The organism is Methylobacterium sp. SyP6R (assembly GCF_019216885.1).
In the GTDB taxonomy this organism is placed as follows: Bacteria; Pseudomonadota; Alphaproteobacteria; order Rhizobiales; family Beijerinckiaceae; genus Methylobacterium.
Window position 1 is genome coordinate 2,557,648 of the sequence record NZ_JAAQRC020000001.1, and the last position, 25,255, is coordinate 2,582,902.

Here is a 25,255-nt window from a genome sequence, read left to right on the forward strand (position 1 = left end):
GAGTCATTTCAGCCGCCCCATCGATGTCCCAGAGGGTTAGCGATGGCCAGGGCACCCCGCAGCCGTTCCACCGACAGCTACAAGACGGTCGGCCGCACCTACGACGGCGTAGAGGTCCTGGCTCCCAAGACGCGCTCGAAGACCTTCACGTCCGCCGAGGTCCGGCAGGCGATCAAGCTGGCCCTGAAGCAGGCCGGCGTACCGAGCACACCTCGCAACACCAAAGCCACGAAGTCTCTGGTCGAGACGGACAAGCTTCGCGTGCAGCAGCGCGAGGACGGCCGCTACGAGGTCCGCAAGCCCGGGGCCAAGCGAGCCAGCGCGGTCATGGACACGCAGAAGGAGGCTGTGGCCCGCGCCCGTGAGCTTGAACCCGGCAACGCCCCGATCGCCAAGCGCGTCCGTCGCTCGCCTGCCGGGAAGAGGAAGACGTGGCGCGAGACGTGAGCCCGCGGACGGCCGCGAAGAGGAAGCAGAAACCGAGTACGGCGCTCGACGTTTTCATCAATTGCCCGTTCGATCCGGAATACACCGAGATCTTCAACGCGATCGTCTTCACGGTGGTCCGTTCCGGCTACCGAGCTCGGTGTGCCCTTGAGATGGACGATGGCGCCGAGAACCGGCTCTATAAGATCATCAAGATCATCGGGGAGTGTCCGTTCGGCATCCACGACATCTCTCGAACCGAGACGAACGGCGAGCCACCACTGCCGCGTTTCAATATGCCGCTCGAACTGGGTCTCTGGCTGGGAGCGCATCACCTCGGCCGCACGGATCAAGCCGGCAAGCGCTGTATTGTATTCGATCGTGAGCCCTACCGCTATCATCGTTTCATACGCTTTCCGATTGATCGCTTCGCGATGCGGAAAGCGGCTTCGCTCAGGCGCCGCGCGGGCTGATGATACGAAATCCGGAAGTGATCTTCCGGATTTCGTATCATTTCCGACATTGGCGGGCAGGACATCCACTCCCATGACCGCTGCGTTCGAACGCTGATCGCGAAACTCGCCACTTGGCTGCGGCATCTCCCCGGTGGCATCCATGCAGGGGGAGGTCAAAGTATTCTGCGCGAGTACGAGGCCTTCCGGTCCATCCTGCCGGTCCTGTGCAGGCAGAAAGACATGACCCCGGAAGAACTCCAATTCGCTGACTTCAACCTGATGGCCACCGAGTACATCGTCAGCCTGAGGGAGGAGGTGATCGCTCCGGTCGATATTCCTTAGAAGATCGTAAAGTGCCCGGCGGCAGGATCGGCTCGACCCGGCGGCGGGAGGAGATCTGCGGAAGAAGCACACACGACCTCAAGAGCAGTGGGATCGACGATGTGGCGCCGTCCCGGCGGCTGCCGCTCCCGCCGCGAGCTTGGGTCTGACCACCGCCTGGCTTTAGTCTACCCGCACCCATCCCAACCCTTCGACCTCACGGCGGCGAATACCGGCTCCGCCGTCGTCCTCGACCGGACCGGCGCGCTCCTGCGCCTCGCCGCGATGGCAGGGAGCGGAGGGAGTCGGCGGTGGCAGCGTCGCGGGGATCGCGGCACGGAGCCGAATCTGTTCTGGTCCGTTTCCAGCGAAGCTGTCGCGGGTTGGAAGGGGGGTGCCGTGAGCGTCGGATTGTTGGCTCTGCTGGACGACGTCGCGTTCATGGTCAGATCGGCGGCGGCCTCCCTCGACGACGTCGCCGCGCAAGCCGCGAGAGCCGGAACGAAGGCCGCCGGCGTCGTCATCGACGATGCGGCCGTGACGCCGCGCTACGTCGTGGGCTTCGCGGCCGAGCGCGAATTGCCGATCGTCGGCAAGATCGCGCTCGGTTCGCTGCGCAACAAGCTCCTGTTCCTGCTCCCCGGCGCCCTGGCGCTGAGCGCCTTCGCGCCGTGGGCGATCACCCCGCTCCTGATGCTGGGCGGCGCCTATCTCTGCTACGAGGGCGCCGAGAAGGTCTACGAGGCCGTGGTCCCGCACCACGCGCACGCCGACGAGGAGCAGGCCCAGGCCGGGGCCGGAAACGATCCGGCGCTTGAGGAGCGCCGCGTGGCCGGCGCCATCAAGACCGACTTCATCCTGTCGGCCGAGATCATGGCCATCACGCTGGCCGCCCTGCCGGAAGGCAGCGTCTGGATGAAGGCGGTCGTCCTCGCGATCGTCGGAATCGGCATCACCGTGGCGGTCTACGGCGCCGTCGCCCTGATCGTGAAAGCCGACGATGTCGGGCTCGTCCTCGCCCGGAGCACCGTGAAGCCGCCCGTCGGCAGCCTCGTCCGGGGGATCGGCCGGGGCGTGGTCAAGGGCATGCCGATCCTGCTGAAAATCCTCTCGATCGTCGGCACGGCCGCGATGGTCTGGGTCGGCGGCGGCATCCTGCTGCACGGGCTCGAAGGCTACGGCCTGTCGGCTCCGGCGCATGCGGCGCATGACGCGGCGGAGAGGCTGGGGGCGCTCGTCCCCTCGATCCGGGGCCTCGTCGAGTGGCTGGTGACGGCGGTGGCGTCGGGGCTCGTCGGCCTCCTCGTCGGCGGGGCGCTGATCCCGGTGGCGAGCGTCGCGTCGGGCCTGCTGCGGCGTGGTGGAAAAACTCCCGAGCCCAGCACCGGACAACGCCCCGCGCGGAAAGGGGCGTGATCGCCGGTGCGGTCGCCCGGCCGCTCCTCGACCGCGGCCCGCCGTTCCCGTGATCCGACCTGCGAGCGGGCAACGTCGTCGGGTCGCACCATCCCTCAGGGAGCCGCCGGCGCGATCATCGCCCTCGGGTCGACGACGCGGTCGTATTCCTCGCCCGTCACGTAGCCGAGCGCGATGGCGGCCGCACGCGGAGTGATGGTCTCCGCCATCGCCTTCCGGGTGATCGCGGCGACGCGGTCGTAGCCGAGCAGCGGGTTGAGCGCCGTCGCCAGCAGGAGCGCGTTCGCGACGTTCGCGGCGAGGCGCTCGCGGTCGACGTCGAGGCCGTGGACCAGCTTCGCCGCGAAGACCCGGGACCCGTCCGCCAGCAGGCGGATCGATTGCAGCAGGTTGTGGACGAGCACCGGCTTGGCGACGTTCAGTTCGAAGGTGCCGGACGCCCCCGCCGCCGCGATCGTCGCGTGGTTGCCGACGACCTGGAAGGCGACCTGCAGCAGGGCCTCGGCGATCGTCGGGTTGCGCTTGCCCGGCATGATCGACGACGACAGGCCGTCATCGGGAAAGACGAGTTCGCCGAGGCCGGTGCGCGGCCCGGAGCCGAGCAGCCGGATGTCGTTGGCGATCTTGATCAGCGAGACCGCCAGCACGTGGAGCGCGCCCGAGACCTCGACGAGGGCGTCGTGGGCGCCCATGCCCTCGAACTTGCTCGGATTGGGCCGGAAGGGCAGCCCGGTCAGGCCCGCGACTTCCTCGCAGAAGACGTCGTCGAACCCGGCCGGCGCGTTGAGGCCGGAGCCGACGGCGGTGCCCCCTTGAGCGAGCCGGTACAGGCGCGGGGCCGTGGCCTCGATCCGCTCGATCCCGAGGCCGACCTGCCGGGCGAAGGCGTCGAAGGCCTGCCCGACCGTCATCGGGACCGCATCCATGAGGTGGGTGCGGCCGATCTTCACGACGTCGTCGAACTCGGCCGCCTTGGCGGCGAGGGTGTCGCGCAAGGTTCCGAGGGCGGGCATCAGCCGCTCGTGCAGCTCGATCGCGACGCAGAGATGCATGACGGTCGGGAAGCTGTCGTTCGAGGATTGCGAGCGGTTGACGTGGTCGTTGGGATGGACCGGCCGGCGCAGGCCGAGCGGCTGGCCCAGGGTCTCGTTGGCGCGGTTGGCGATGACCTCGTTGGCGTTCATGTTGGTCTGGGTGCCGGATCCGGTCTGCCAGATCGGCAGCGGGAAATGGCCGTCGAAGCGGCCCTTCCACAGCTCCCGCGCCGCCGCCTCGACGGCCTCGGCGAGGGCGGGGTCGAGCGTCCCGAGGCGGCGGTTGGCGCGGGCGGCCGCGAGCTTCTGCAGGCCGAAGGTCCGCACGAGGCAGGCCGGGAAGCGCTCGTCGCCGATCTCGAACACGCCGAGCGCCCGCTGCGTCTGCGCACCCCAGTACCGGTCGGCGGGGATCTCGACCGGACCGAAGGCGTCGTGCTCGATCCTGATTCCGGGTTTGTCGGTCATGTGGGCTTGCGGTCCTGCGAGGGGGCGTGTCGATCACGGTGTCGGGGAGCCCGCGGGCTCCCCGGATGCGTCAGGCCGCGGCGGCGCGCTCGGCGCGCAGGCGGGCCATCGCCTCCTGCGCCATGGCGGGATCGAACTCGCCGGCGAGCTTGGCCGTGACCACGGTGGCGACGCTGTTGCCGATGGCGTTGGTGGTGGCGACGGCGATCGACATGAAGCGGTAGACGCCGAACAGGATCGGCAGGCCTTCGAGCGGCAGGATTCCGGTCGCCGCCACCGTCGCGGCGAAGACCACGAAGCTGCCGCCCGAGACGGTCGCCGCGCCCTTCGAGGTCAGGAGCATGACGCCGAGGATGCCGAGTTGCTGCCAGAGATCGAGCGGCACGTGATAGGCATTGGCCAGGAAGACGATGCCCATCGACATGTAGATCGAGGTGCCGTCGAGGTTGAAGGCGTAGCCCGTCGGCAGCACGAGGCCGACGCTCTGGCGCGAGCAGCCATAGGTCGGCAGCTTCTCGATGAGGCGCGGCAGCACGCTCTCGGACGAGGCGGTTCCGAGCACGATGTAGATCTCCTCGCGAATGAAGTCGAGGAACTGGAACAGGTTGATCTTGAACAGGGCCGAGATCGCGCCGAGCACCACCACGATGAACAGGATCACCACGGCGTAGAAGCTGAGAATCAGGTAGATCAGCGACAGGAGCACGCTGGTGCCGCTCGATCCGACCGCGAAGGCGACCGCCCCGAAGGTGCCGATCGGCGCCACCAGCATGATCAGGTGGATGAACTCGAAGAAGGCGTCGGAGATGCGGTTGAGGCCGTTCTCGATCGGCTGGCGCTTCTCGGCGGGCAAGTGCAGCAGGGCGGCGCCGAAGATCAGCGCGATGACGAGCACCTGGAGCAGCTCGCCCTTGGCGAAGGCGCCGATGAAGTTGTCGGGAAAGACGTTGAGGATGAAGTCGAGGGCGGAATGCGGCGCGGTCGCGCCGGTCGGCGCCTTGCCGTGGGCGAGGTCGGCCCGGGTCGAGGCGGCCATGCCCTGGCCGACGCCGAGCAGGTTGCCGGCGAGCAGGCCGACGCCGAGCGCGATGGTCGAGACGATCTCGAAGTAGAGCATCGCGATCAGGCCGACCTTTCCGACCCGCTTGAAGTCGCCGGCCGAGGTGACGCCGATCACGACGCACAGGAAGACCAGCGGCGCCACGGCCGTCTTGATCAGGCGCAGGAAGATGTCACCGAGAACCTTGAGCTGGACCGCGACGCCCGGGAGGAGGAAACCGATGGCGGCGCCGAGCACCATGGCGACGACGATCTGGACGCCGAGGTTGCGCCAGAGCGCCTTCCTCTTCGGCTTCGCGGCGGTGGCGGGTCTCGGGGCGATCGCGTGTGGATCGAGCGTGGCGTCGGGCATGGCTTCCTCGGGTCGGGGGTGAGAGGGCACGCGCTCCCGTTGTCGCCGGGCGGAGAGCCCGGCGATGCGGCGCGTTCGACGATGACGACACTCATGACGGTGCGGCGTCGAAGATCATCGGGCGATCTCCGGTGTCATCGCTCGTCCACCGCCAGGATTCCGACTGAACATGACTTCGTCTTTCCGCGAGGCCGACGAGCCTGGAGCACTTTTTCGACGACGCGGATGCCGGCTCGTCGCAGTCAATGCGGCGAACCCAAAGACCTGGAGCGGCATCCGATTGCGACGTGATCGGGCGCTGCTCCAGCGTCGGAGTCAGGCACCGCGGGCCGCGCCGGAGAGCACGCGGTCGACCATCTCGGGCGCCGAGCCGAGATAGTTCGCCGGGTCGGTCAGGCGGTCGATCGCGGCGCGGTCGAGATGCGCCGTCACTTCGGGCATGGCGGTCAGGGCCTCGGCCAGCGTCCCGCCCCGCTCGTTGACGAAGCGGCAGGCGGCGTAGACGAGGTCGTGGGCCTGCTGCCGCCCGGTATGGGGAGCGAGCGCCATCATCGCCGCCTCGGCGACGATCAGCCCGCGGCTGATCCCGAGATTCTCGCGCATCCGCGCCTCGTCGACGATCAGGCCGCCCAGCGCGAACTTGGCCTGGTGCAGGGCGCCGGCGGTCAGCACGAAGCTCTCGGGGATCGCCATCCACTCGGCGTGCCACGGGCCGGTCGCCCGCTCGAAGTCCTGGACCATCGCATCCAGCATCAGGCCGGCCTGCTGGCGCACGCCCTTGGCGGCGGCGAGCATCAGTTCGGAGGAGATCGGGTTGCGCTTCTGCGGCATGGTCGAGGAGGCGCCGCGCCCGGTGACGAAGGGTTCATAGACCTCGGCGAACTCGGTCGAGGCCATGATCATGATGTCGAGGGCGATCTTGCCGAGCGTGCCGGTGACGAGCGCCAGCAGGTTGACGGCCTCGGCAAAACCGTCGCGGGCGACGTGCCAGGTCGAGGCCGGGACGCCGAGCCCGAGTTCCCGGCAGAACGCCTCCTGTACGCGCAGCCCCTCCGCGCCGAGCGACGCGAGCGTCCCGGCCGCTCCGGCGAACTGGCCGACCAGCACCCGCGGCTTCAGCTCTTCGAGGCGCTCGGCGTGGCGGTCGATCATGGCGAGCCAGATCGCCGTCTTGTAGCCGAAGGTGACGGGCAGGGCCTGCTGCAGGTGGGTGCGCCCGGCCATCGGCGTGTCGCGGTAACGAGCCGACAGGTCGGCCAGGATCCCCCGCAGGGCGGCGAGGTCGGCCGCGACGATCTCCAGGCCGGCCCGGATCTGGAGCACGGTGGCGGTGTCCATGATGTCCTGGGTGGTCGCGCCCCAATGGACGTAGCGCCCGGCCTCGCCGCACTGATGCACGAGCTGATGGACGAGCGGCAGGATCGGGTAGCCGACATTGTCGGTCTCCCGGCGCAGGAGATCGAGATCGAGCGCCTCGAAAGAGCAGGTGCGGGCGATCGCCTCGGCGGCCTCGGCCGGGATCACGCCGCAAGCGGCTTCAGCCCGCGCCAGGGCGACCTCGACCTCGATGTAGCGCCGGATCAGGGCCCGATCGGAAAAAACCTCCCGCATTGCCGGTGTGCCGAAGGCATCCCGGAACAGCAGCGAATCGATGACGGTGGCGGCCATGCCGCTGTCCCTCCCAGTTGTTATGTTCGTACAAAAATTATGTACGAACATAACAACTGTCAAGCCCCTTGACGGGCCGCGGGCGCTTCCGTCTTCTCGCGGGGCTGCCGGCTCGGGCGGAGGTTCGGTCTCGTTGGAAACGCGTTACGCATACGTCGCACGCCTGCTCACCGAGGCGATCGCGGATGGGCGCTACCCCGTGGGCTCGCTCCTTCCCAACGAGCACGCGCTCGCGGACCAGTTCGCGGTCAGCCGGGCGACGGTGCGGGCGGCGATGCGCGAGTTGCAGAATTCGGGGCTGATCAGCCGCCGCAAGAGCGCGGGAACCCGGGTCGAGGCGGCCACCGCGTCACCGGCCGCGGGCTTCTCGCAGAACCTCGAATCCATCGAGGCGGTGCAGCAATTCGGCGCCGAGACCGAGCGCCAGATTCAGGACATCGCCGACGTGGTCGCCGATGCCGATCTCGCCGCGGCGCTCGACTGCCAGCCGGGCCGGCGCTGGCTGCGCGTATCGTTCCTGCGGCGCGTGCCCGGCACCCCGTCGGCGCCGCCGATCTGCTGGACCGACGTCTATCTCGACGCCGCTTACGGCGACGCGCTGCGCGAGCGCATCGCCTCGCATTCGGGCATCTACGGCACGTTGCTGGAAGCCGTGTCCGGCCGGCGCATCGTCGAGATCCGCCAGAGCATCCGCGCGGTGGGAGTGCCCGCATCCTGCGCCGACGACCTGCAGGTCGCGCCGGGAAGCCACGCGCTCGCGATCCGGCGCCAGTACGTCCTCAGCCCCTACGGCATGGCGGAGGTCTCCCTCAGCATCCATCCTGCCGAGCGCTACAGCTATCAGAGCGTCCTCAAGCGGCACGACGGCGAGCCGCCTGCATCGTCCGGTTCCGCCGACGCGCCCGGCGCGTGAGGGGATGCGGCCGATCGAGGCCGGCCCGCATCGCGGCGCCGAGCCCCGAACCGGCCGTCGCGCCGGCTCGCGACCTGTGATACGGCGTCCGGAAGATTCCTTCCGGACGCCGTATCACCAGCCCGCGCGGTGAAGCCGTAGGCTTCACACGCCTGAGCGAAGCCGGTTTCCGCATCGCGAAGCGATCAATCGGCGACTGTATGACAGGATCGGCCTGAGCCGGCCGCAGGAACGACCGGGGGGAGCGAGCGTGCGCACGACACCGGCAACGCGACGGCGCCTGTCCGTCCTGATCCTCATCGGATCCGTGCTGGTCGCCGCCTGCTGGATCGGGTCCACCGTCGCGTACCTCCCTCCCCTCGACCTCACGGCGGCGAACGCCCGCTCCACCATCGTCCTCGACCGGGCCGGCACGCTGCTGCGTCCCTTCGCCACCGCCGACGGCCGCTGGCGGCTGCCGCTCGAACCCGCGGCGACCAATCCCCGCTTCCTCGCCATGCTGACCGCCTACGAGGACCGGCGCTTCCGCGACCATCCGGGGGTCGATGCGCGGGCGCTCCTGCGCGCCGCCGGGCAGTGGCTCGCGGCGGGGCGGATCGTGTCGGGGGCCTCGACCCTGTCGATGCAGGTGGCGCGCCTGATCGAGCCGCGGGGCGAGCGCTCGCTCACCGCCAAGCTCCGCCAGATCGCCCGGGCGATCGAACTGGAGCGGCGCCTCGGCAAGGACGGGGTCTTGCGGCTCTACCTCGCGCTCGCGCCCTATGGCGGGCCGATCGAGGGGTTGCGGGCGGCGAGCCTCGCCTATTTCGGGCGCGAGCCGGCGCGGCTGACGCTTGCCGAGGCCGCCCTGCTGGTGGCTTTGCCCCAGGCGCCGGAGGGGCGGCGGCCCGACCGGTTCCCGGAGGCCGCGCGCCGGGCCCGCGACCGGGTGCTCGACATCGCGGCCGCCCGCTTCGTGGTGCCGGCGGCGGACGCCGCCGCCGCCAAGGCCGAGCCGGTGCCGCACGGGCGAAAGCCCTTCCCGATGCTGGCTCCCCACGCCGCCGAGGCGGCTCTGGCGCAGGAGCCGGCCTTAGCCGTGCACCGCCTCACCCTCGACGCGCGGCTCCAGGCCCGGCTCGAACCGCTGGTGGCCGAGCGGGCGGCGGCGATCGCTCCCGGCCTGTCGGCGGCGCTTCTCGTCATCGACGACGCCACCGGCGAGGTGCGGGCTCAAGTGGGCAGCGCCGGCTACCTCGATGCCACCCGCTCGGGCGCCATCGACATGACCGGGGCGGTCCGCTCGCCGGGCTCGGCGCTGAAACCCTTCGTCTACGCCATGGCGTTCGAATCGGGGCTGGCCCATCCCGAGACCCTGATCGAGGACCGCCCGTCCCGGTTCGGCGCGAGTTACGCGCCGGAGAATTTCGACCTCACCTTCCAGGGCACGGTGACGGCGCGGCGCGCGCTCCAGCTCTCCCTCAACGTCCCGGCGGTGGAGCTGATGGAGGCGGTGGGGCCGGCCCGCTTCATCGCCCGCCTGCGCTCCGCCGGCGCCGCCATCGCGCTGCCCAGGGACGCCGCGCCGGGCCTGCCGGTGGCGCTCGGGGGCCTCGGCATCACGCTCGCCGACCTCGCCCGGCTCTATGCCGGGCTCGCCCGCGGCGGCGAGGTGCCGGTGCTGAGGCGCCGCCTCGACGCTCCGGCGACCGATGCGGTGCTGCCGCGCATCGCCGAGCCGGTGGCGTCCTGGTACGTCGCCGACGTGTTGCGCGGCACGCCGCCGCCCGAGAGCGCCCTGCCGAACCGCCTCGCCTACAAGACCGGTACGTCCTACGGCTACCGCGACGCCTGGGCGGTCGGGTTCGATCGCCGATACACCGTGGCGGTCTGGCTCGGCCGGCCGGACGGGGCCGGGGTGCCGGGCCTCGTCGGGCGGATCGCCGCCGCTCCGCTGCTGTTCGACGCCTTCGCCCGCCTCGGCGGCGACCCGGAGCCCGTGGCGCGCCCCCGCGACGCCCTGGTGGCGACGACGAGCACCTTGCCGCCGCCCTTGCGGCACCTGCGCCGGGAGGCCGGCCCGACCGACCGCCTGCGCATCGCCTATCCGCCGGACGGGGCGCGGATCGACCTCGGCGCACAGGAGGGGGCGCCCGCCGGCCTCGCCCTCAAGGCGCTCGGCGGCACCCTGCCGCTGACCTGGCTCGTCGGCGGCCTGCCGGTGACCGAATCGGACCGGCGCCAGGCCGAGTGGCAGCCCGACGGCGCCGGCTTCGTGCGCATCTCGGTGCTGGACGCGACGGGGGCCAGCGACAGCGTGATGGTGCGGGTCGAGTAGGCCCGATCACATTTTCGATAGAATGGCCCTGGGTCAGCGGCGGATCGTTTCGCCGCCCATCCCGTTCCTTCCCGGTGGAAGCGTGGCGAGACGGCGAGCGCCGCGCGCGTGGGAGTTAAGCGTCGCATGGCGGATGGGCGAGACGATCGCAGGGGCCTCCTGCCGATGAAGCCGGCCCGGGTCCAGGCCGCCGAGACCCCCGGCGACGGTCTCGCGGCCCCGCTCGTGATCGCCGCGGTGATCGTGGCGGCCCTGTATTTCGGTCGCGAGATCCTGATCCCGATCGCCATCGCGGTCCTGCTCAGCTTCGTCATCGGGCCGCTGGTGGCGCTTTTGCGCAAGCTGCGGCTCGGGCGCATCCCCTCCGTCGGCGTCGCGGTGCTGCTGCTGCTCGCCGTGGTGGCGGGTTTGGGCGGGCTCATCGGCATGCAGGTCGCCGACCTCTCGACCGGCCTGCCGCGCTACCAGCGCACCATCGCCCAGAAGGCCGAGAACCTGAAGGCCGGGCCGCTCGGCGACCTCGCCGGGTACCTGCGCAGCATCAACCACCAGATCCAGCAGGCCGGAGCACCGGAGCAGAAACCGGAGGACCGGAAGGAGAAGCCCGCAGGCAAGCCCGCCCCGCCGCCCTCCGTGCAGAACCCCGACAAGCCGGTGCTGGTCGAGATGCGCGACCGCGAACCCGGCCCGGTCGAGCTCGCCGAGAAGGTGCTGGCGCCGGTCGTCTCGCCGCTGGCCACCCTCGGCATCGTGTTCGTGGTCCTGATCTTCATCCTGGTCCAGCGCGAGGATCTGCGCGACCGGATGATCCGCCTCGTCGGCTCCAGCGACCTGCACCGCACCACCGTGGCGATGGACGACGCGGCGCGGCGCCTGAGCCGGTTCTTCCTGGTCCAGCTCGCCCTCAATGCCGGGTTCGGCCTCGTCATCGGCGTCGGCCTGTGGCTGATCGGCGTGCCGAACCCGATCCTGTGGGGCATCTTCACCGCGCTGATGCGCTTCGTGCCCTATATCGGTGCCTTCCTGTCGGCCCTGCTGCCGTTGATGCTGGCGGCCGCCGTCGATCCGGGCTGGAACATGGTGCTGGCGACCGCAGCCCTGTTCCTGGTGCTGGAGCCGCTGGTCGGCCAGTTCATCGAGCCGCTGGTCTACGGCCACTCGACCGGGCTGTCGCCCTTCGCGGTCCTGGTCTCGGCCCTGTTCTGGACCTGGCTGTGGGGACCGGTGGGGCTCCTGCTCTCGACGCCGCTCACCGTCTGCCTCGTCGTGCTCGGCCGCCACGTCGACAAGCTCGAATTCCTCGACGTGCTATTCGGCGACCGCCCGGCCCTGACCCCGGTCGAGAACTTCTATCAGCGCATGCTGGCCGACGACCCGGACGAGGCGCAGGAACTGGCCGAGGTCATCCTCGCCCAGTGCTCGCTCTCTTCCTATTACGACGAGGTGGCGCTCAAAGGCCTCCAGCTCGCCGCCACCGACGCCCGGCGCGGCGTGCTGACCGGGAGCCAGTTGGAGCGCATCCGCGTCGGCATCGCGCAACTGATCGAGGATCTGGCCGACCGGGACGACGCGGCGCCGGAGGCCAAGACCACCCTCGCCGGCCGGCTCCTGTCGGGCCGCCAGGACGAGGAGGTGCCCTGCGAGGCCGCGCCCGCCGTGCCGGACGCCCCCGCCCCGGACGCCCTGCCGGAAGCCTGGCGACGCGAGGGCGCGGTGCTCTGCGTCGCCGGCCGCGGGCCGCTCGACGAGGCCGCCTCGATGATGCTGGCCCAGCTCCTCGACAAGCACGGCTTCGGCACCCGGGTGGTGCCGTTCGAGGCGGTGTCGCGGGCCGAGATCGGGTCGCTCGACGCCTCCGCGGCGCGGATGATCTGCATCTCCTATCTCGAGATCAGCGGCACGCCGGCCCATCTGCGCTACCTCGTCCAGCGGGCGCGGCGGCGGGCGCCCGAGGCGCAGGTGCTGGTGGGCCTATGGCCGGCGGACGACGCGGTGCTGAGCGATCCCGGCGCCCGGAAATCGCTCGGCGCCGACCATTACGCGGTCTCATTGCGCGAGGGCGTCGAGGCCTGCCTGGAGGCTGTGCGCGACGCGCCGGCCGCCGCCCCCTCCCCCGCCCCGGCGCAAGAAACCCACGATCGAGAGATCCGAAACGAGACCGAGGAAGAGTACGAGACCGAGGAAGAGTTCGAGCCCGTCCCCGAGCGTGCCGGGGCCTGAAGCTCCGGGGCTTGACGCCGGGGCCGCGCCGCCGTTTCGATCCGGCGGATGCGGGCCGCGGGCCCGCGGATCGAGCGGGAATCGGGGACAGCATGAGCGTGGTGGATTTCGCACGGTTCGTGGACGAGCTCGCCACCCAATCGGGCCAGGCCATCCTGCCCTTCTTCCGCGCGTCCTTCGCCACCGAGGACAAGGCCGCCGGCAAGGCCGCCTTCGACCCGGTCACCGAGGCCGACCGCGCCGGCGAGGCGGTGATGCGCCAGCTCATCAAGCGCAGCTTTCCCGACCACGGCATCCTGGGCGAGGAATTCGGCACGGAGAATCCGGATGCGGAATACGTCTGGGTGCTCGATCCGATCGACGGCACCCGCGGCTTCATCGCCGGCCTGCCGATCTGGGGGACCCTGATCGGGCTCACCAGGGGCGGCGTGCCCTGCTACGGCCTGATGAACCAGCCCTTCACCGGCGAGCGCTTCTTCGGCGACGGCGAGGCCGCCCACTACCAGGGCCCGCACGGCCACCGCCGCCTGCGCACCCGCCGGAAAGGCGATCTGGCGGACGCGATCCTGCACACCACCGATCCGCGCCTGTTCGGCGAGGGCACGGCGGACCGGCAGGCCTACGAGCGCGTGGAGAAGGCCACCCGTCTCGCCCGCTACGGCGCCGATTGCTACGCCTACGCCATGCTCGCCGCCGGCCATATCGACCTCGTGATCGAGGCCGCGCTGAAGCCCTACGACATCGTGGCGATGATCCCGGTGATCGAGGGCGCCGGCGGCGTCGTCACCACCTGGGAGGGGACTTCCGCCGCCAAGGGCGGGCGGATCGTGGCGGCGGGGGACAAGCGGCTGCACGAGGCGGCGTTGGCGCTGCTGAACGCCTGATGCACCGGGGTTAGGCGCCGGGACGGGGACGGGGGCGGCACTCTCCGTTCACGCCACCTCGGCCCGCGCCTCCCCGACCCCCGGCAACGCCGTCCCCGGCACGAACGCGTCGAACGCCGCCCAGAACTGCTCGCGGACCGCCTCCTGCTCCATCAGGATCTCGTGGCGCGCGCCGCGCAGGGTGATGGTGTGGCCGGCCGCCAGCCGGGCGGCGAAGCGCTCCACCGCAGGGGTGCTGCACACCGGATCGGCGCCGGCGGCCACCACCAGGACCGGCACGCGGATGCCCAGCGGATAGCGCGGATCCTCGAAGCGGCGCATCGCCCGGAAGGCGGCGGCGAGCCAGCCGATGGTGGGGTCGCCGATGGCCCCGGCCCCGACCGCGAGCGCCGCGGCGGCGTTGCGGGCGTAGCGGACGGGATCGGCGGTGAGCCGGTTGTTCGGGAACGGCTTGGTGGCGATCGAGACCGCCGAGCCCCCCGGCACGTAGCGGCGGCCGAAGCCCAAGGCCCGCAGGCATGCCGCGAGGCGCATCGCGGCCTTCGGCCGGCGGATCATGCAGATCGCCACCATCGGGGCGAGGACGACGAGGCGGTCGAACGGCAGCCAGCCCTCCCGGGCCGCGGTGAGGCAGATCGCGCCGCCCATCGAGTGGGCGAGGCCGAAGAACGGGCGCGGCATCCGCGCCTCCATCACCTGGCTCTCCACCGCCGCGAGGTCGAGCTTGTACTCCGAGAAATCGTCGACATGGCCCTTGTGCGGGTCCTCGACGGTGCGGTCGGAGCCGCCCTGGCCGCGCCAGTCGAAGGCGACGACGTGGAAGCCGCGGCCGCGCAGCTCCGCCACGGTCTCGAAGTACTTCTCGATGAACTCCGCCCGGCCCTGCACCAGGCAGACCGTGCCGTGGACGACCCGCGCCGTCGGCGCCCAGGTGGCGACCCGCAAGGAAAGGCCGTCGGCGGTCCGGACCGTCAGGAGCGCGGCCCCGGGCGGGATCGGGTTGTCGGGCGTGGCGAGCAGCGGCACGGTCACGAGAAGGCCTCCGAGGCTGGCATACGGTTTCCGCATCGCTCAAGCGCCGCGCGGGCTGGATGACCCGGTGTCCGAACGGATCGTTCGGACACCGGGTCATCCAGCGCATCCTGGCACGGCACCCCCTAACAAGTGGAGCGCGAGGCCGGCTTGTCCGGCCCTTGGATCGGCCCCCTCGCAAAAAATTCGCAACCTCCCGCTTGCGGCGGTCTTGATCAGCCGAAAGCCCAATCCAATATGCGAAGGGCGCCGGCCGATACGGCGGCGCGCAAGACCGGGACCGGCCCGTGCGGCGGTTCCACCAGACTACATATTGCTTCAGACGGAGAATATGTCATGCGTCAGTTCGATCTCGCTCCCCTGTACCGTTCGACCGTCGGCTTCGACCGCCTGTTTTCCGCTCTCGACCAGTTCGTGACCTCGGATGCGGCGCCGACCTACCCGCCCTACAACATCGAGCGTACGGCCGAGAACGCCTACCGCATCACCCTCGCGGTGGCGGGCTTCACGGATCAGGACCTGTCGATCGAGACCCGCGAGAACGCGCTCACCGTGAAGGGCGAGCGCAAGGCCGAGGCCAAGCAGGCCGAGTTCCTGCACCAGGGCATCGCGGCCCGCGGCTTCGAGCGGCGCTTCCAGCTCGCCGACCACGTTCAGGTGACGGGTGCGGTGCTGGAGAACGGCCTGCTCCACGTCGATCTCGTCCGCGAGATCCCGGAGGCCAAGAAGCCGCGCCAGATCCAGATCGCCTCGGGCTCCCGCCCGCAATCGATCGAGGGCAGCGTCCAGAAGGCCGCGTAAGCGTTCAAGCCTACTCATCCCTAGGGGAGCGTCCCGGCCGCGAGGCCGGGGCGCTTCTTCGTATGGAGGGCAGGGCTGGAGCATTTTCCGACGAAGCGGATGCCGGTTCGTCGGAAAAAATGCGCCAGAATCGACGGCCTGGAGAGCTTCACGATTGCAACGCGGTCGCGAAGCGCTCTAAGCAGACTTGCGTTGGCAGGCCAACGCTTCGTCCGCTTAGATCCTTGTTTTATCGCAGATTTTTTCCGCAAAACCGGCGGCCACTTTTGCGAAATCTGCTTAGCGTCAGGGCAGGAGATGCGTGCCGTGGGTGAGCGCCGCGCCGGCCCGCAGGGCCACCGCCACGAAGACGGTCTCGGCCAGTTCCTGCTCGGTCGCGCCGGCCTTCTTCGCCGCCTCGCGGTGCACTTCGAGGCAGTAGGGGCATTGGGTGGTGAGGGCGACGGCGAGCGCCATCAGCTCCTTGTACTTGCGCGGGATCGCGCCGTCCGCGAGCGCGGCCTTGTCGAGGGCCTCGAACGCCCCCATCGCCTCCGGGGCGAGGGTCTTCAGGGCGGGCAGCTTCTGGAGGTTGGCGGAATCGTACATCGCGTGGGACATGGCGTGATCCTCCCGGGTTGGCCGGTGTCGTGACCGGCCGCCCATCGGTCGGGGCGGCTCGGCCTCGTGACAGTTAGAGGATCACGGGCCGCCGCCCAATGCGGCTTTGGGCCCGTCCGCGCGGCTTACCTCAGAGATCGCCTCAGAGATCCCCGAAGGCGAGCTGCGCCGTCGCCGGGGCCTTCGGCGACTTGCCGGGCTTGTCCTTGGCCGTGCCGGCCTTGGCGCTCCTGGCCCCGGCCTTGGCCCCCGCTTTGGCGGCGGCCTTGCGCGGCCGCTTCGGCTCGGCGCCCTGGATGCGCGCCTTGCCCTTGTCGCGGGCCACGGCCTCGGGCGCGGTCTGGTCGCCCGAGAGCCACTTGCCGCGCTTGATCACCTCGTTCACCCGGCCCTGGTTGACGCCGAGCTTGAAGGCGATCTCCTGCTGGGTCATCTCCGTCGAGCCGTGCAGCTCGAGGATCTCGCGAGCGAGTTCCGGAGTCATCTTCTTGCCGACGATGCGGCGGCCGGGCTTGACCACCCGGGTGGCGCGGTCGCGCTCGCGCAGGCGCTCGAGAATCGCCAGCGCCATCTGCATGCCGTTCTCGCGCAGGGCTTCCTCGAATTCCTTCAGCGTCGCCATCGGGACCGAACTCCGCTGTCACGTTCCGGCAGGGAAACGGCCGCCGGTCGGCGCCGGTTGCCACCGTGCACAGGTCATCCACGGTTTGTGCGCGTCCTGTTCCGGCTTGGCAACCGGCCGCCGGAGGCCATCCACCGCTCTCGCCGCCGCCCGTCGCGTTGGACAAGGCCGGCGGCTTCGCGCATGGCTTGACCCCGATCGGACAGGAGACCGGCATGGTTCTGGAAATCGCGCAGATCGAGGTGAAACCCGGGCACGAGAGCGCCTTCGAGGCCGGCGTCGGCCGGGCGGCGGAGCTGTTTCGCCGTGCCAAGGGCTGCCGTGGCATGGAGCTGCAACGCTCGGTCGAGATCCCGACCCGCTACCGCCTGATGGTGCGGTGGGAGACCCTGGAGAACCACACGGTCGACTTTCGCGAATCGGCGGATTTCCCGGCCTGGCGCGCCCTGGTCTCGGAGCATTTCGCCGCTCCGCCGCAGGTCGAGCACACGGTGCTGGCGGTCCAGGGCTCCTGAACCGCGGGACGCGCCGCGCCCGGGCGCGCGCCTCGAGCGCAGCCGCAGCGTGACATGAGGCGCCCGACCCGCTACTCGCGAGTCAAGGTTCCTCGATCTCACGGCACCCGACATGGCCCGACGTCCCCTGCGCATCGGCACCCGCGGCAGCCCGATGGCGCTCGCCCAGACCGGGATGGTGCGCGACCGCATCGCGGCGGCCCATCCCGACCTCGCCGAGCCCGGCGCGATGGAGCTCGTCGTCGTCACCACGGTGGCCGACAAGGTGCTCGACCGGCCGCTCTCCGAGATCGGCGGCAAGGGGCTGTTCACCAAGGAGCTGGAGCAGGCGCTGCTGACCGATCAGGTCGACATCGCCGTCCATTCGATGAAGGACGTCGAGACCTGGCTGCCGGACGGGCTCGTCATCGCCTGCATCCTGGAGCGGGACGATCCCCGCGACGCCTTCCTGTCGCCGCGGGCGCAGAGCCTCGCCACCCTGGCGCCGGGCAGCCGGGTCGGCACGTCGTCCCTGCGCCGCGGCGCGCAGGTGCTGATGCACCGGCCCGACCTCACGATCGTCCCCTTGCGCGGCAACGCCAATACCCGGATGAAGCGCCTCGAGGAGGGCGCCTGCGACGCCACCCTGCTCGCCATCGCGGGACTGGAGCGCCTCGGCCTCGCCGACCGCGCGCAGGAGATCCTGCCGGTGAGCGCGATGCTGCCGGCGGTGGCGCAAGGGGCGCTCGGCATCGAGTGCCGGGCCGGCGACACCGAGGTGATCGCGCGCCTTCAGGTGGTGGCCTGCCCCACGACCACGATCGCGGTGGGAGCCGAACGGGCCCTGCTCGAAGAGCTCGACGGCTCGTGCCGCACCCCGATCGCGGCGCTCGCCCAGATCGACGGCGACCGCCTGACCCTCGACGGGATCCTGTTCCTGCCCGACGGCAGCGCCCATTGGACGACCCACCGCGCCGGCGCCGCCGCCGACGCCCTGACGATCGGGCGCGAGGCGGGCGCGGAGCTGAAGGCGAAAGCGGGCGAGACCTACCGGGACAAGCTGCAATAGAGCGTTTGCCGACGAAGCGGGTGCCGGTTCGTCGAGAGAGAATGCGGCACAATCGAAAATCCAGAGCAGCGTCCGATCGCAAGGTGATCGGGGGCTGCGCCCGCGGGCGGACCGCCGCACGGAGTGATCGGCGCGCGGGTCACACCCGCATCGTTCCAGCTCGCCGCTCCTGCTCCCGGGCGCCGCCGAGCCCGCCCGCGGCGACCCCGCCGCCCCGCCGCTTGACCGCGTAGGAGGCCGCGTCCGCTTCCCGGAGCAGATCGTCGAGATCCGCCGAGGCCGAGGGCGCGCAGGCAAAGCCCAGGCTCAGTCCGACGGTGACGGTCTGCGTCCCGAGCTGGTAGGGTGCGCCGAGGGCGTGGACGATACGGCGGGCGAGAGTTTCCGCCTCCTCGACGTGCCGTACCCCGGGCTGGAGCACCACGAACTCGTCCCCGCCGATCCGGGCCGCCAGGGCGGGCGCGGCGAGAAGCAGGCGCAGTCGCGCGCCGAGCTCCTGCAGCAGGGCGTCCCCGGCCGCGTGGCCGAAGCGGTCGTTGACGGGCTTGAAGCCGTCGAGATCGAAGCAGTGGATCGCCACGCTGTCGTTCCCCGTCGCCGACAAGCCGTCGAACGCCCCGCGCAGCCCGAGCCGGTTGGCGAGCCCGGTCAGGGCGTCGCTGCGGGCGAGCGCCGCCATGTCGAGGCGCAGCCGGATCTGCCGGATGGCCGTGCGATGGGCCGACAGGACGCTCTGCAGCGCCCCGACGAGGAAGAGGCTGAACATCGTCGCCAGGATGCCGTGGGACATGCCCCCGCCCCAGGCTGCCGAGACGATCGCCGGCAGGGCCGCCAGCAGCAGCGCGCCGGCCGCGATGAAGGGCCTGACCGAGAGGTGGGTGACGACGCCGGAGCAATAGCCGAACAACAACCCGGTCGCGAGCATCTGCAGATCCATCCGGGGCTGCGCGAAGACCGTGCCGACGAGCGCGCCGACCGAGGAGGCGACCCCGATGGTGGTCAGGATCTGGCCCCACTCCCAGCGGCGGGCCTCCTTGCGCGCGAGCGGACCCCTCGCCAGCCGCCGCATCTGCAGGACGATGAGGGCGAGCTTGCATGCCGAAGCCAGGAGGCCGACCGCGACCGCCGCGAACAGGAAGGCATGGCCGAGGACCTGGGCGATGAACAGGCCCACCGCCGCCAGCGTGATGGCCATGATGGTCGTCGGCAGGGCGATGCGCGCAAGCTCGGCGACCAGCGCGGCGTAGACATCGTCCGTTTCAGCGCCTGCGGGCATCCGCCGTGTGTCCACCCCGTTTCCTGACGTGACGGAACCACGGGATCTATGACGATTCCGACAATATCCCTGGGATCGGGCAGAATCTTCGCGGCACGGCCTCTCGTGTCACAGCCTGAGGAAAGCGGAAGCCATCTGCCGTTCGGAATACTCCCCTGGAGCGTTGTCAGATCGCGCTGCAATCGGACGGCACTACAGGTCTTCGATTTCGACGCGCTTTCTTCGGCGGACCGGTATCCGCTTCGTCGGCAAATGCTCTAGACCAGTACCGGCACCGCCCGCTGCGCGCCGACGCCGAAGACCCGCTTGTATCGCTCGACCTCGTCCTCGGGTCCGAGCGCCTTGGTGGGATTGTCGGAGAGCTTCACGGTCGGGTGGCCGTTGGCGGAGATCACCTTGCAGACGATCGAGATCGGGTCGAGGCGGCCATCCGGCGCCAGCCCGCGGAAATCGTTGGTGAGGAGCGTGCCCCAGCCGTAGCCGATGCGCAGGCGGCCGTGGAAATGGCGGTGGATCCGCTCGATCACGTCGACGTCGAGCCCGTCGGAGAAGATCGCCAGCTTCTCCCGCGGGTTGCGGCCGTGCTTGGTCCACCAGCGAATCGCCTCCTCGCCCCCCTCGATCGGGTCCTTCGAATCGATGCGGATGCCGGTCCAGTCGGCCATCCAGGCCGGCCCGCGCTCCAGGAAGCCGGTGGTGCCGTAGGTATCGGGCAGGATCACCAGGAGGTTGCCGGCGTAATCCCGCTGCCAGTCGGCCAGCACCAGGTAGGGCGCGCGGGCGAGCTCCTCCTCGGTCTCGGCCAGCGCCGAATAGACCATCGGCAGCTCGTGGGCGTTGGTGCCCACCGCCTCGATGTCGTGGCGAAGCGCGATCAGGCAGTTCGAGGTGCCGAGGAAGCTCGAGCCCAAGCCTTCGATCATCGCCTCGACGCACCAGTCCTGCCACAGGAAGCCGTGGCGGCGGCGGGTGCCGAAATCGGCGATGGAAAGACCCGGCAGGTTCTTCAGCCGCTCGATCTTCTCCCAGATCCGGGTCATCGCGCGGGCATAGAGCACCTGCAGCTCGAACTTGCCCATGCCCTTGAGCACGCCGCGCGAGCGCAGCTCGTTGAGGATGGCGAGTGCGGGCACCTCCCACATCGTGGTCTCGATCCACGGGCCGTGGAAGGTGAGCACGTATTGACCGTCCTGCTTCTCCAGGAGGTAATCGGGGAAGCGGAAATTCTCGAGCCAGTCCATGAAGTCCGGCGAGAACATCTGGCGCCTTCCGTAGAAGGTGTTGCCGCGCAGCCAGGTCGATTCGCCCCGCGTCAGCCGCAGCGATCGGCAATGATCGAGCTGCTCGCGCAATTCGCCGGGATCGATGAGGTCGGCGAGCCTGATCCGGCTGGTGCGGTTCTGGATGCCGAAGGTGACCGAGACGTTCCGGTGCCGCCGGAAGATCGTCTGGGCCATCAGGAGCTTGTAGAAATCCGTGTCGAGCACGGAGCGGATGATCGGGTCGATCTTCCAGGTGTGGTTGTAGACCCTGGTCGCGAGATCGAGCATCGCCCGTGCCTGCCTGCCTCGGGCCGCCTCCTGCGAGCGGCCGGACCGTCGCCCCTCGGGCGGGGCGACGGCGGGTGCGAAGCCCGCACGGTTCGGGCGCCTGAGTCAAGCGTGCGAGCCGAGCGACCGCTCAGCTTCCGCTGCAATCCTCAGCCGGCGCCTCGCCTTCAGCGGGCGCCGAGGTCGACGGCCTTCTTCTCGGTCTTCGGCGACTCGCCGGTCACCGCCGCCTTCACGTAGCCGTAGAGATGGAGCATCGTCGAGTTCGGGCTGTCCCAGTACTCGCCCTTCTCCGGGTGGACGCGGATCAGCGCAACCGACGGATCGTCCTTGCCGCCGGGGAACCAGGTCTTCAGGCTCTCGCTCCACTTGGCATCGATCTGTGCCTTGTCGCGCACGATCTCGGCCTTGCCCGACACCGACACGTAGTTCTGGCTCGACGGATCGGAATAGGAGAGGTTGACCTGGTTGTCGCGGCCGATCTCGTTGGTCACCGGCGCGTCCTGCTTGACGAAGAACCACAGGTCGCCGGCTTCGTCCGCGTCCTGGTTCCACATCGGGCGGCTGCGCAGCTGCCCGTCGGAATCGGCCGTGGTCATCATCGCGACCTTCACGTCCTTGATCATCGCGAAGAGCTTCTTAGCGCCCTCGTGGTCGCGGTGGCTGCCCTGGTGCATCGGTCGATCTCCCTCGAAACACGTCGCGAGCGGGCAAAGCCGCTCGAAGCTGCACGACAACGGACGATGCCGGCTTTGGTTTCGGTTGCCCGCGGCCGAAACTCGGCCGTGATGTCGGACTCGCCTGACAGGGCGGCGCGCCTATCTGTGCGGTAACGGCGGCCGCATGGCGGGGCACCGCCATATCCGATGCGAAGACACGAGTCCGAGATGAAGATCAGCGCGCGCAACCAGCTCGACGGCAAGGTCGTCGAGGTCAAGAAGGGCGCCACCACCGCCCATATCCGGGTCGAGCTCGCCGGCGGGCAGATCGTCACAGCGGCGATCACCAATGAATCCGCCGACGAGCTGGGCCTGGCGCCCGGCAAGACCGTGAAGGCGGTGATCAAGTCCAGCGACGTGATGATCGCCACGGATTGAGATGCAATGTGGTGGGCTGAAGCGGGATCGCAGACGCCGTGCTCACCCCACCCACGACCTCATCCTGAGGTGTCAGTCGATTGAAAATCGACTGACCTCGAAGGAGGGCTCCGGAAGTCTCCGCGATCCCTGGAGCCCTCCTTCGACGCTCCCTGACGGTCGCACCTCAGGATGAGGTCGTGGGTGGGATCATTCATGATGCCGGACGGCAGGTTGTGAGTGCCTTTGCGATGCCGCTCGACCGACGCTCCCTCCTGATCGGCTCCGCAGCCTTCGCGCTGGCAAACGCGGCCCGCGCCGCCGAGCCCCCGCGGGACGATGCCGGCCGGACGCTCGACACCCTGAGACATCCCGTCACCAGGGTGTTTCCCGCAGGTCCCCCGGCGGCGATCCTGCTCTACACGCTCGCCCCCGACCTGCTGCTCGGCTGGCCGCGGGCGATCCGCCCGGCGGAAAAACCCTACCTGCTGCCGCCGGCCGCCGACCTGCCGGAGGTCGGGCGGCTCACCGGGCGCGGCAACACCGCCAACCTCGAGGCGGTGCTGGCGCTCAAGCCCGACCTGATCCTCGATGTCGGCTCCACCGCCGAGACCTACCGCTCGCTGGCCGACCGGGTGCAGGGCCAGACCGGCATCCCCTACGCCCTTCTCGACGGGCGCCTCGCCTCGGCACCCGCCACCTATCGCAGCCTCGGCGGCCTGATCGGGCGCGACGCCGAGCCCCTGGCCTCCCTCACCGAGGGTATCCTGGCGACGATGCGCGAGCGCGTCGCGACGGTGCCGGAGGCCCAGCGCCCCCGGGTCTACCTCGCCCGGGGGCCCCGCGGCCTCGAGACGGCGCGGGCGGGCTCGATCAACGTCGAGGCGCTGACGCTGATGGGCGCCGTCGACGTCGCCGGCCCGGGTAGCGGCCTGGCGCAGGTCTCGCCGGAGGACGTGGTGGCCTGGGCGCCCGAGGTGATCGTCGCCCTCGACCCCGCCTTCACGGCCGCAGCGCGGCAGGACCCGCTGTGGCAGGCGACCCCGGCCCTGCGATCCGGGCGGCTCCACGTGAGCCCAACGCTGCCCTTCGGCTGGGTCGATTTCCCGCCTTCGGTCAACCGCCTGATCGGCCTGTGGTGGCTCGGAAAAATCCTCTATCCGGCGCTGTTCCCCGAGGACATCAAGGGCGTTGCCCGCGACCTCTACGGCCGGCTCTACCACGTGACGCCGGACGAATCGGCCCTCGACCGCGTGCTGGCGGGAGCGCTGTGAGCGGCATCGCCCTCGCGGGCATCCGGGCGGTGCGGCTCGGCGGGCCGTGGCTGGCGCTGCTGGCCCTGGTGCTCGCCGCCGCCCTCGCCTTCGGGGTCGGGCGCTATCCGGTCTCACTTCTCGACGTCGCCCGGGTGCTCCTCGGCCGCCTCACCGGCCACGCGCCGGACGTGGCGCCTGCCGTCGAGGCGGTGGTGCTGCAGATCCGCGGGCCCCGCATCGCCGCCGCGATCCTGATCGGCGCCGCCCTCTCGGTCGCCGGCACCGCCTTCCAGGGGCTGTTTCGCAATCCCCTCGTCTCGCCCGACATCCTCGGCGCCTCGTCGGGGGCGGCACTCGGCGCGGTCGTCGGCATCTGGCTGTCCCTCGGGGTGCTGGCGATCGAGGGGCTGGCCTTCGCGGGCGGGCTGATCGCGGTCGCTTGCGTCTACGCGCTCGGTACCGCCCTGTCGGGGCGCGATCCGGTCCTGGTGCTGGTGCTGGCCGGCGTCGTCATCGGCTCGCTCCTCGGCGCCGGGGTCGGGCTGATCAAGTATCTCGCCGACCCCTACAACCAGCTCCCGGCGATGACCTTCTGGCTCTTAGGGAGCCTGTCGGGCACGCACCCCGCCGACCTGCTGCCGCTCGCCGGTCCCGTGATCCTCGGCACCGCGCTCCTCCTGCTGCTGCGCTGGCGCCTCGACGTGCTGTCCCTGCCGGACGAGGAGGCGCGCGCGCTCGGCCTCGCCACCGGGCCTTTGCGGGTCGCCGTCGTGGCCGCCGCCACCCTGGTCACGGCGGCGAGCGTCGCGACGGCCGGCATCGTCGGCTGGGTCGGGCTGGTGGTGCCGCATCTCGCCCGGTTCCTCGTCGGCCCCGGCTTCGGCCGGCTGATCCCGACCGCGGCGCTTCTCGGGGCCGGGACGCTACTCACCATCGACACCCTCGCCCGCACCGTGGCGCCGGTCGAGGTGCCGCTCGGCATCCTCACCGCCTTCGTGGGCACGCCGGTGTTTCTCTGGCTGCTCGCCCGGGCGGAGCGGGACTGGTCGTGACCCTGCTCCAGGCCGACGACCTCGCCTTCGGCTATCCCGGCCGGGAGATCGGGCGGGGGCTCACGATGCAGCTCGCCGCCGGCGAGGCCCTGGCGCTGCTCGGACCGAATGGCGGCGGCAAGACCACTTTGCTGAAGACCCTGTTGGGCCTGCTGCCCGCTCTGGGCGGCACGATCCGGGTCGAGGGCCGGCCGCTCGGCAGTCTCACCGCCCGGGAGCGGGCGCAGGCGATGGCCTACGTACCGCAGGCCGCGGCGAGCGCCTTCGCCTTCACGGCACGGGCGGTCGTGCTGATGGGGCGCACCAGCCGCACCGGCCTGCTCGCCGCCCCGTCCCGGGCCGACCACGCGGCGGCGGAGGCGGCGCTTGCCCGCATGGGCATCGCCCATCTCGCCGAGCGCCCGGTGACGCGGTTGTCGGGTGGCGAGCGGCAACTGGTGCTGGTCGCCCGGGCGCTCGCCCAGGAGCCCCGCATCGTGGTGCTCGACGAGCCGACCGCCAGCCTCGATTTCGGCAACCAGGGCCGGGTGATGGCCGAGATTCTGCGCCTGCGCGCCGACGGGCTCGGCCTGCTCTTCACCACCCACGACCCCAACCAGGCCGCCCGCTACGCCGACCGGGCGCTGCTGCTGCGCGGCGGCTCGGCCCTCGCCGCCGGCCCGGTGGCGGAGGTGCTGGACGCCGCCAGCTTGAGCCGGCTCTACGGCGCGCCGGTCGAGGAGGTGCGGGATTCAGGCACCGGCGCCCGGGCCTTCCTGCCAGGCGGGTGAGGACGCCGTTCCGAGACCTGCGCCTCACGCTGCCCCCCACCGATGACCGTCCCCGCCGCGCTGGCGTTTCCCGGCGCAGGGGTTACATGACGCCGGACGGATACGCGTGGCGGACAGGAGCGAG

At 70.5% G+C, this 25,255-nt stretch carries 23 protein-coding genes; 14 read left to right on the forward strand and 9 right to left on the reverse strand.

Annotated elements, in window-relative coordinates; all coding sequences use genetic code 11:
* The first annotated feature begins 42 nt into the window (after positions 1-42).
* The 3 genes from HBB12_RS11765 to HBB12_RS11775 all read left to right on the forward strand — a co-directional run bounded on the left by HBB12_RS11765 (position 43) and on the right by HBB12_RS11775 (position 2,618).
* Positions 43-447 (forward strand): DUF2188 domain-containing protein, encoded by a 405-nt coding sequence (locus tag HBB12_RS11765; protein WP_236989508.1) that lies wholly within the window; start codon positions 43-45, stop codon positions 445-447.
* On the forward strand, positions 432-899 hold the full coding sequence (locus tag HBB12_RS11770) for a hypothetical protein (RefSeq protein ID WP_236989509.1): 468 nt from the start codon (positions 432-434) through the stop codon (positions 897-899). Before HBB12_RS11765 ends, HBB12_RS11770 begins: the two co-directional genes overlap by 16 nt.
* Positions 900-1,601: 702 nt before the next feature.
* Positions 1,602-2,618, forward strand: coding sequence for a DUF808 domain-containing protein (locus tag HBB12_RS11775; RefSeq protein ID WP_236989510.1), 1,017 nt, complete (start codon positions 1,602-1,604; stop codon positions 2,616-2,618).
* 95 nt (positions 2,619-2,713) lie between these two features.
* Here HBB12_RS11775 and HBB12_RS11780 read toward each other — a convergent pair whose 3' ends face one another.
* The 3 genes from HBB12_RS11780 to pcaB all read right to left on the reverse strand — a co-directional run bounded on the left by HBB12_RS11780 (position 2,714) and on the right by pcaB (position 7,199).
* Positions 2,714-4,120, reverse strand: a complete 1,407-nt coding sequence (locus HBB12_RS11780) for a class II fumarate hydratase (RefSeq protein WP_236989511.1) — start codon at positions 4,118-4,120, stop codon at positions 2,714-2,716.
* A 70-nt stretch (positions 4,121-4,190) separates the two neighbouring features.
* Positions 4,191-5,531 (reverse strand): cation:dicarboxylate symporter family transporter, encoded by a 1,341-nt coding sequence (locus tag HBB12_RS11785; RefSeq protein ID WP_236989512.1) that lies wholly within the window; start codon positions 5,529-5,531, stop codon positions 4,191-4,193.
* A gap of 315 nt (positions 5,532-5,846) precedes the next feature.
* Positions 5,847-7,199: a 3-carboxy-cis,cis-muconate cycloisomerase gene (gene pcaB / locus HBB12_RS11790; protein WP_236989513.1), complete on the reverse strand. Its 1,353-nt coding sequence runs from the start codon at positions 7,197-7,199 to the stop codon at positions 5,847-5,849.
* A gap of 133 nt (positions 7,200-7,332) precedes the next feature.
* On the opposite strand from pcaB, the gene HBB12_RS11795 reads away from it, so the two are divergent.
* From HBB12_RS11795 to hisN, 4 genes are all read left to right on the forward strand, one after another.
* Complete coding sequence (locus tag HBB12_RS11795; RefSeq protein ID WP_236989514.1) at positions 7,333-8,112, forward strand: GntR family transcriptional regulator; 780 nt, start codon at positions 7,333-7,335, stop codon at positions 8,110-8,112.
* Positions 8,113-8,404: 292 nt separating this feature from the next.
* The gene (gene pbpC, locus HBB12_RS11800; RefSeq protein WP_236992750.1) at positions 8,405-10,429 is read left to right on the forward strand and encodes a penicillin-binding protein 1C; all 2,025 of its coding nucleotides are present in this window, start codon (positions 8,405-8,407) and stop codon (positions 10,427-10,429) included.
* Positions 10,430-10,555: 126 nt separating this feature from the next.
* Entirely contained in the window at positions 10,556-12,649 is a 2,094-nt protein-coding gene (locus HBB12_RS11805; protein ID WP_236989515.1) for an AI-2E family transporter, read from the forward strand.
* A gap of 92 nt (positions 12,650-12,741) precedes the next feature.
* Positions 12,742-13,533, forward strand: a complete 792-nt coding sequence (hisN, locus tag HBB12_RS11810) for a histidinol-phosphatase (protein WP_236989516.1) — start codon at positions 12,742-12,744, stop codon at positions 13,531-13,533.
* 48 nt (positions 13,534-13,581) lie between these two features.
* On the opposite strand, the gene HBB12_RS11815 is transcribed toward hisN, so the two are convergent.
* Complete coding sequence (locus tag HBB12_RS11815; RefSeq protein ID WP_236989517.1) at positions 13,582-14,601, reverse strand: alpha/beta hydrolase; 1,020 nt, start codon at positions 14,599-14,601, stop codon at positions 13,582-13,584.
* Positions 14,602-14,901: 300 nt separating this feature from the next.
* Between HBB12_RS11815 and HBB12_RS11820 the strand changes: the two genes are divergently transcribed.
* Positions 14,902-15,366: an Hsp20 family protein gene (locus HBB12_RS11820; RefSeq protein ID WP_099899369.1), complete on the forward strand. Its 465-nt coding sequence runs from the start codon at positions 14,902-14,904 to the stop codon at positions 15,364-15,366.
* A 285-nt stretch (positions 15,367-15,651) separates the two neighbouring features.
* Here HBB12_RS11820 and HBB12_RS11825 read toward each other — a convergent pair whose 3' ends face one another.
* A complete protein-coding gene (locus HBB12_RS11825; RefSeq protein ID WP_236992751.1) occupies positions 15,652-15,954 on the reverse strand; it encodes a carboxymuconolactone decarboxylase family protein in 303 nt (100 codons plus the stop codon).
* A gap of 154 nt (positions 15,955-16,108) precedes the next feature.
* Positions 16,109-16,588 carry an RNA polymerase subunit sigma-70 gene (locus HBB12_RS11830; protein WP_236989518.1) on the reverse strand — a complete coding sequence of 160 codons (480 nt, stop codon included), beginning with the start codon at positions 16,586-16,588 and terminating at the stop codon, positions 16,109-16,111.
* Positions 16,589-16,803: 215 nt separating this feature from the next.
* On the opposite strand from HBB12_RS11830, the gene HBB12_RS11835 reads away from it, so the two are divergent.
* Both HBB12_RS11835 and hemC read left to right on the forward strand, forming a co-directional pair.
* On the forward strand, positions 16,804-17,103 hold the full coding sequence (locus HBB12_RS11835) for an antibiotic biosynthesis monooxygenase family protein (RefSeq protein ID WP_236989519.1): 300 nt from the start codon (positions 16,804-16,806) through the stop codon (positions 17,101-17,103).
* Between the two features lie 112 nt (positions 17,104-17,215).
* Positions 17,216-18,151, forward strand: a complete 936-nt coding sequence (gene hemC / locus HBB12_RS11840) for a hydroxymethylbilane synthase (protein WP_236989520.1) — start codon at positions 17,216-17,218, stop codon at positions 18,149-18,151.
* A gap of 139 nt (positions 18,152-18,290) precedes the next feature.
* On the opposite strand, the gene HBB12_RS11845 is transcribed toward hemC, so the two are convergent.
* From HBB12_RS11845 to HBB12_RS11855, 3 genes are all read right to left on the reverse strand, one after another.
* Entirely contained in the window at positions 18,291-19,427 is a 1,137-nt protein-coding gene (locus HBB12_RS11845; protein ID WP_236989521.1) for a GGDEF domain-containing protein, read from the reverse strand.
* Between the two features lie 257 nt (positions 19,428-19,684).
* Positions 19,685-20,977 (reverse strand): nicotinate phosphoribosyltransferase, encoded by a 1,293-nt coding sequence (pncB, locus tag HBB12_RS11850; protein ID WP_236989522.1) that lies wholly within the window; start codon positions 20,975-20,977, stop codon positions 19,685-19,687.
* A gap of 167 nt (positions 20,978-21,144) precedes the next feature.
* Positions 21,145-21,654, reverse strand: a complete 510-nt coding sequence (locus HBB12_RS11855) for a pyridoxamine 5'-phosphate oxidase family protein (protein ID WP_236989523.1) — start codon at positions 21,652-21,654, stop codon at positions 21,145-21,147.
* A gap of 210 nt (positions 21,655-21,864) precedes the next feature.
* On the opposite strand from HBB12_RS11855, the gene HBB12_RS11860 reads away from it, so the two are divergent.
* The 4 genes from HBB12_RS11860 to HBB12_RS11875 all read left to right on the forward strand — a co-directional run bounded on the left by HBB12_RS11860 (position 21,865) and on the right by HBB12_RS11875 (position 25,131).
* Positions 21,865-22,074 (forward strand): TOBE domain-containing protein, encoded by a 210-nt coding sequence (locus HBB12_RS11860; protein WP_236989524.1) that lies wholly within the window; start codon positions 21,865-21,867, stop codon positions 22,072-22,074.
* Positions 22,075-22,304: 230 nt separating this feature from the next.
* On the forward strand, positions 22,305-23,327 hold the full coding sequence (locus HBB12_RS11865; RefSeq protein ID WP_236989525.1) for an iron ABC transporter substrate-binding protein: 1,023 nt from the start codon (positions 22,305-22,307) through the stop codon (positions 23,325-23,327).
* Positions 23,324-24,361, forward strand: coding sequence for a FecCD family ABC transporter permease (locus HBB12_RS11870; protein WP_236989526.1), 1,038 nt, complete (start codon positions 23,324-23,326; stop codon positions 24,359-24,361). Before HBB12_RS11865 ends, HBB12_RS11870 begins: the two co-directional genes overlap by 4 nt.
* Positions 24,358-25,131 (forward strand): ABC transporter ATP-binding protein, encoded by a 774-nt coding sequence (locus tag HBB12_RS11875; protein WP_236989527.1) that lies wholly within the window; start codon positions 24,358-24,360, stop codon positions 25,129-25,131. The genes HBB12_RS11870 and HBB12_RS11875 overlap by 4 nt, the downstream gene beginning before the upstream one ends.
* The last annotated feature ends 124 nt before the right edge of the window (positions 25,132-25,255 follow it).

What these genes read in the sequence shown, in the direction of transcription:
- HBB12_RS11765 (WP_236989508.1), top strand. Translation starts at nt 43, where the DNA reads ATGGCCAGGGCACCCCGCAGCCGTTCCACCGACAGCTACAAGACGGTC.
- HBB12_RS11780 (WP_236989511.1), bottom strand. Translation starts at nt 4,120, where the DNA reads ATGACCGACAAACCCGGAATCAGGATCGAGCACGACGCCTTCGGTCCG.
- HBB12_RS11785 (WP_236989512.1), bottom strand. Translation starts at nt 5,531, where the DNA reads ATGCCCGACGCCACGCTCGATCCACACGCGATCGCCCCGAGACCCGCC.
- pcaB (WP_236989513.1), bottom strand. Translation starts at nt 7,199, where the DNA reads ATGGCCGCCACCGTCATCGATTCGCTGCTGTTCCGGGATGCCTTCGGC.
- HBB12_RS11805 (WP_236989515.1), top strand. Translation starts at nt 10,556, where the DNA reads ATGGCGGATGGGCGAGACGATCGCAGGGGCCTCCTGCCGATGAAGCCG.
- hisN (WP_236989516.1), top strand. Translation starts at nt 12,742, where the DNA reads ATGAGCGTGGTGGATTTCGCACGGTTCGTGGACGAGCTCGCCACCCAA.
- HBB12_RS11815 (WP_236989517.1), bottom strand. Translation starts at nt 14,601, where the DNA reads ATGCGGAAACCGTATGCCAGCCTCGGAGGCCTTCTCGTGACCGTGCCG.
- HBB12_RS11820 (WP_099899369.1), top strand. Translation starts at nt 14,902, where the DNA reads ATGCGTCAGTTCGATCTCGCTCCCCTGTACCGTTCGACCGTCGGCTTC.
- HBB12_RS11825 (WP_236992751.1), bottom strand. Translation starts at nt 15,954, where the DNA reads ATGTACGATTCCGCCAACCTCCAGAAGCTGCCCGCCCTGAAGACCCTC.
- HBB12_RS11830 (WP_236989518.1), bottom strand. Translation starts at nt 16,588, where the DNA reads ATGGCGACGCTGAAGGAATTCGAGGAAGCCCTGCGCGAGAACGGCATG.
- HBB12_RS11835 (WP_236989519.1), top strand. Translation starts at nt 16,804, where the DNA reads ATGGTTCTGGAAATCGCGCAGATCGAGGTGAAACCCGGGCACGAGAGC.
- hemC (WP_236989520.1), top strand. Translation starts at nt 17,216, where the DNA reads ATGGCCCGACGTCCCCTGCGCATCGGCACCCGCGGCAGCCCGATGGCG.
- HBB12_RS11845 (WP_236989521.1), bottom strand. Translation starts at nt 19,427, where the DNA reads ATGCCCGCAGGCGCTGAAACGGACGATGTCTACGCCGCGCTGGTCGCC.
- pncB (WP_236989522.1), bottom strand. Translation starts at nt 20,977, where the DNA reads ATGCTCGATCTCGCGACCAGGGTCTACAACCACACCTGGAAGATCGAC.
- HBB12_RS11855 (WP_236989523.1), bottom strand. Translation starts at nt 21,654, where the DNA reads ATGCACCAGGGCAGCCACCGCGACCACGAGGGCGCTAAGAAGCTCTTC.
- HBB12_RS11860 (WP_236989524.1), top strand. Translation starts at nt 21,865, where the DNA reads ATGAAGATCAGCGCGCGCAACCAGCTCGACGGCAAGGTCGTCGAGGTC.
- HBB12_RS11865 (WP_236989525.1), top strand. Translation starts at nt 22,305, where the DNA reads ATGCCGCTCGACCGACGCTCCCTCCTGATCGGCTCCGCAGCCTTCGCG.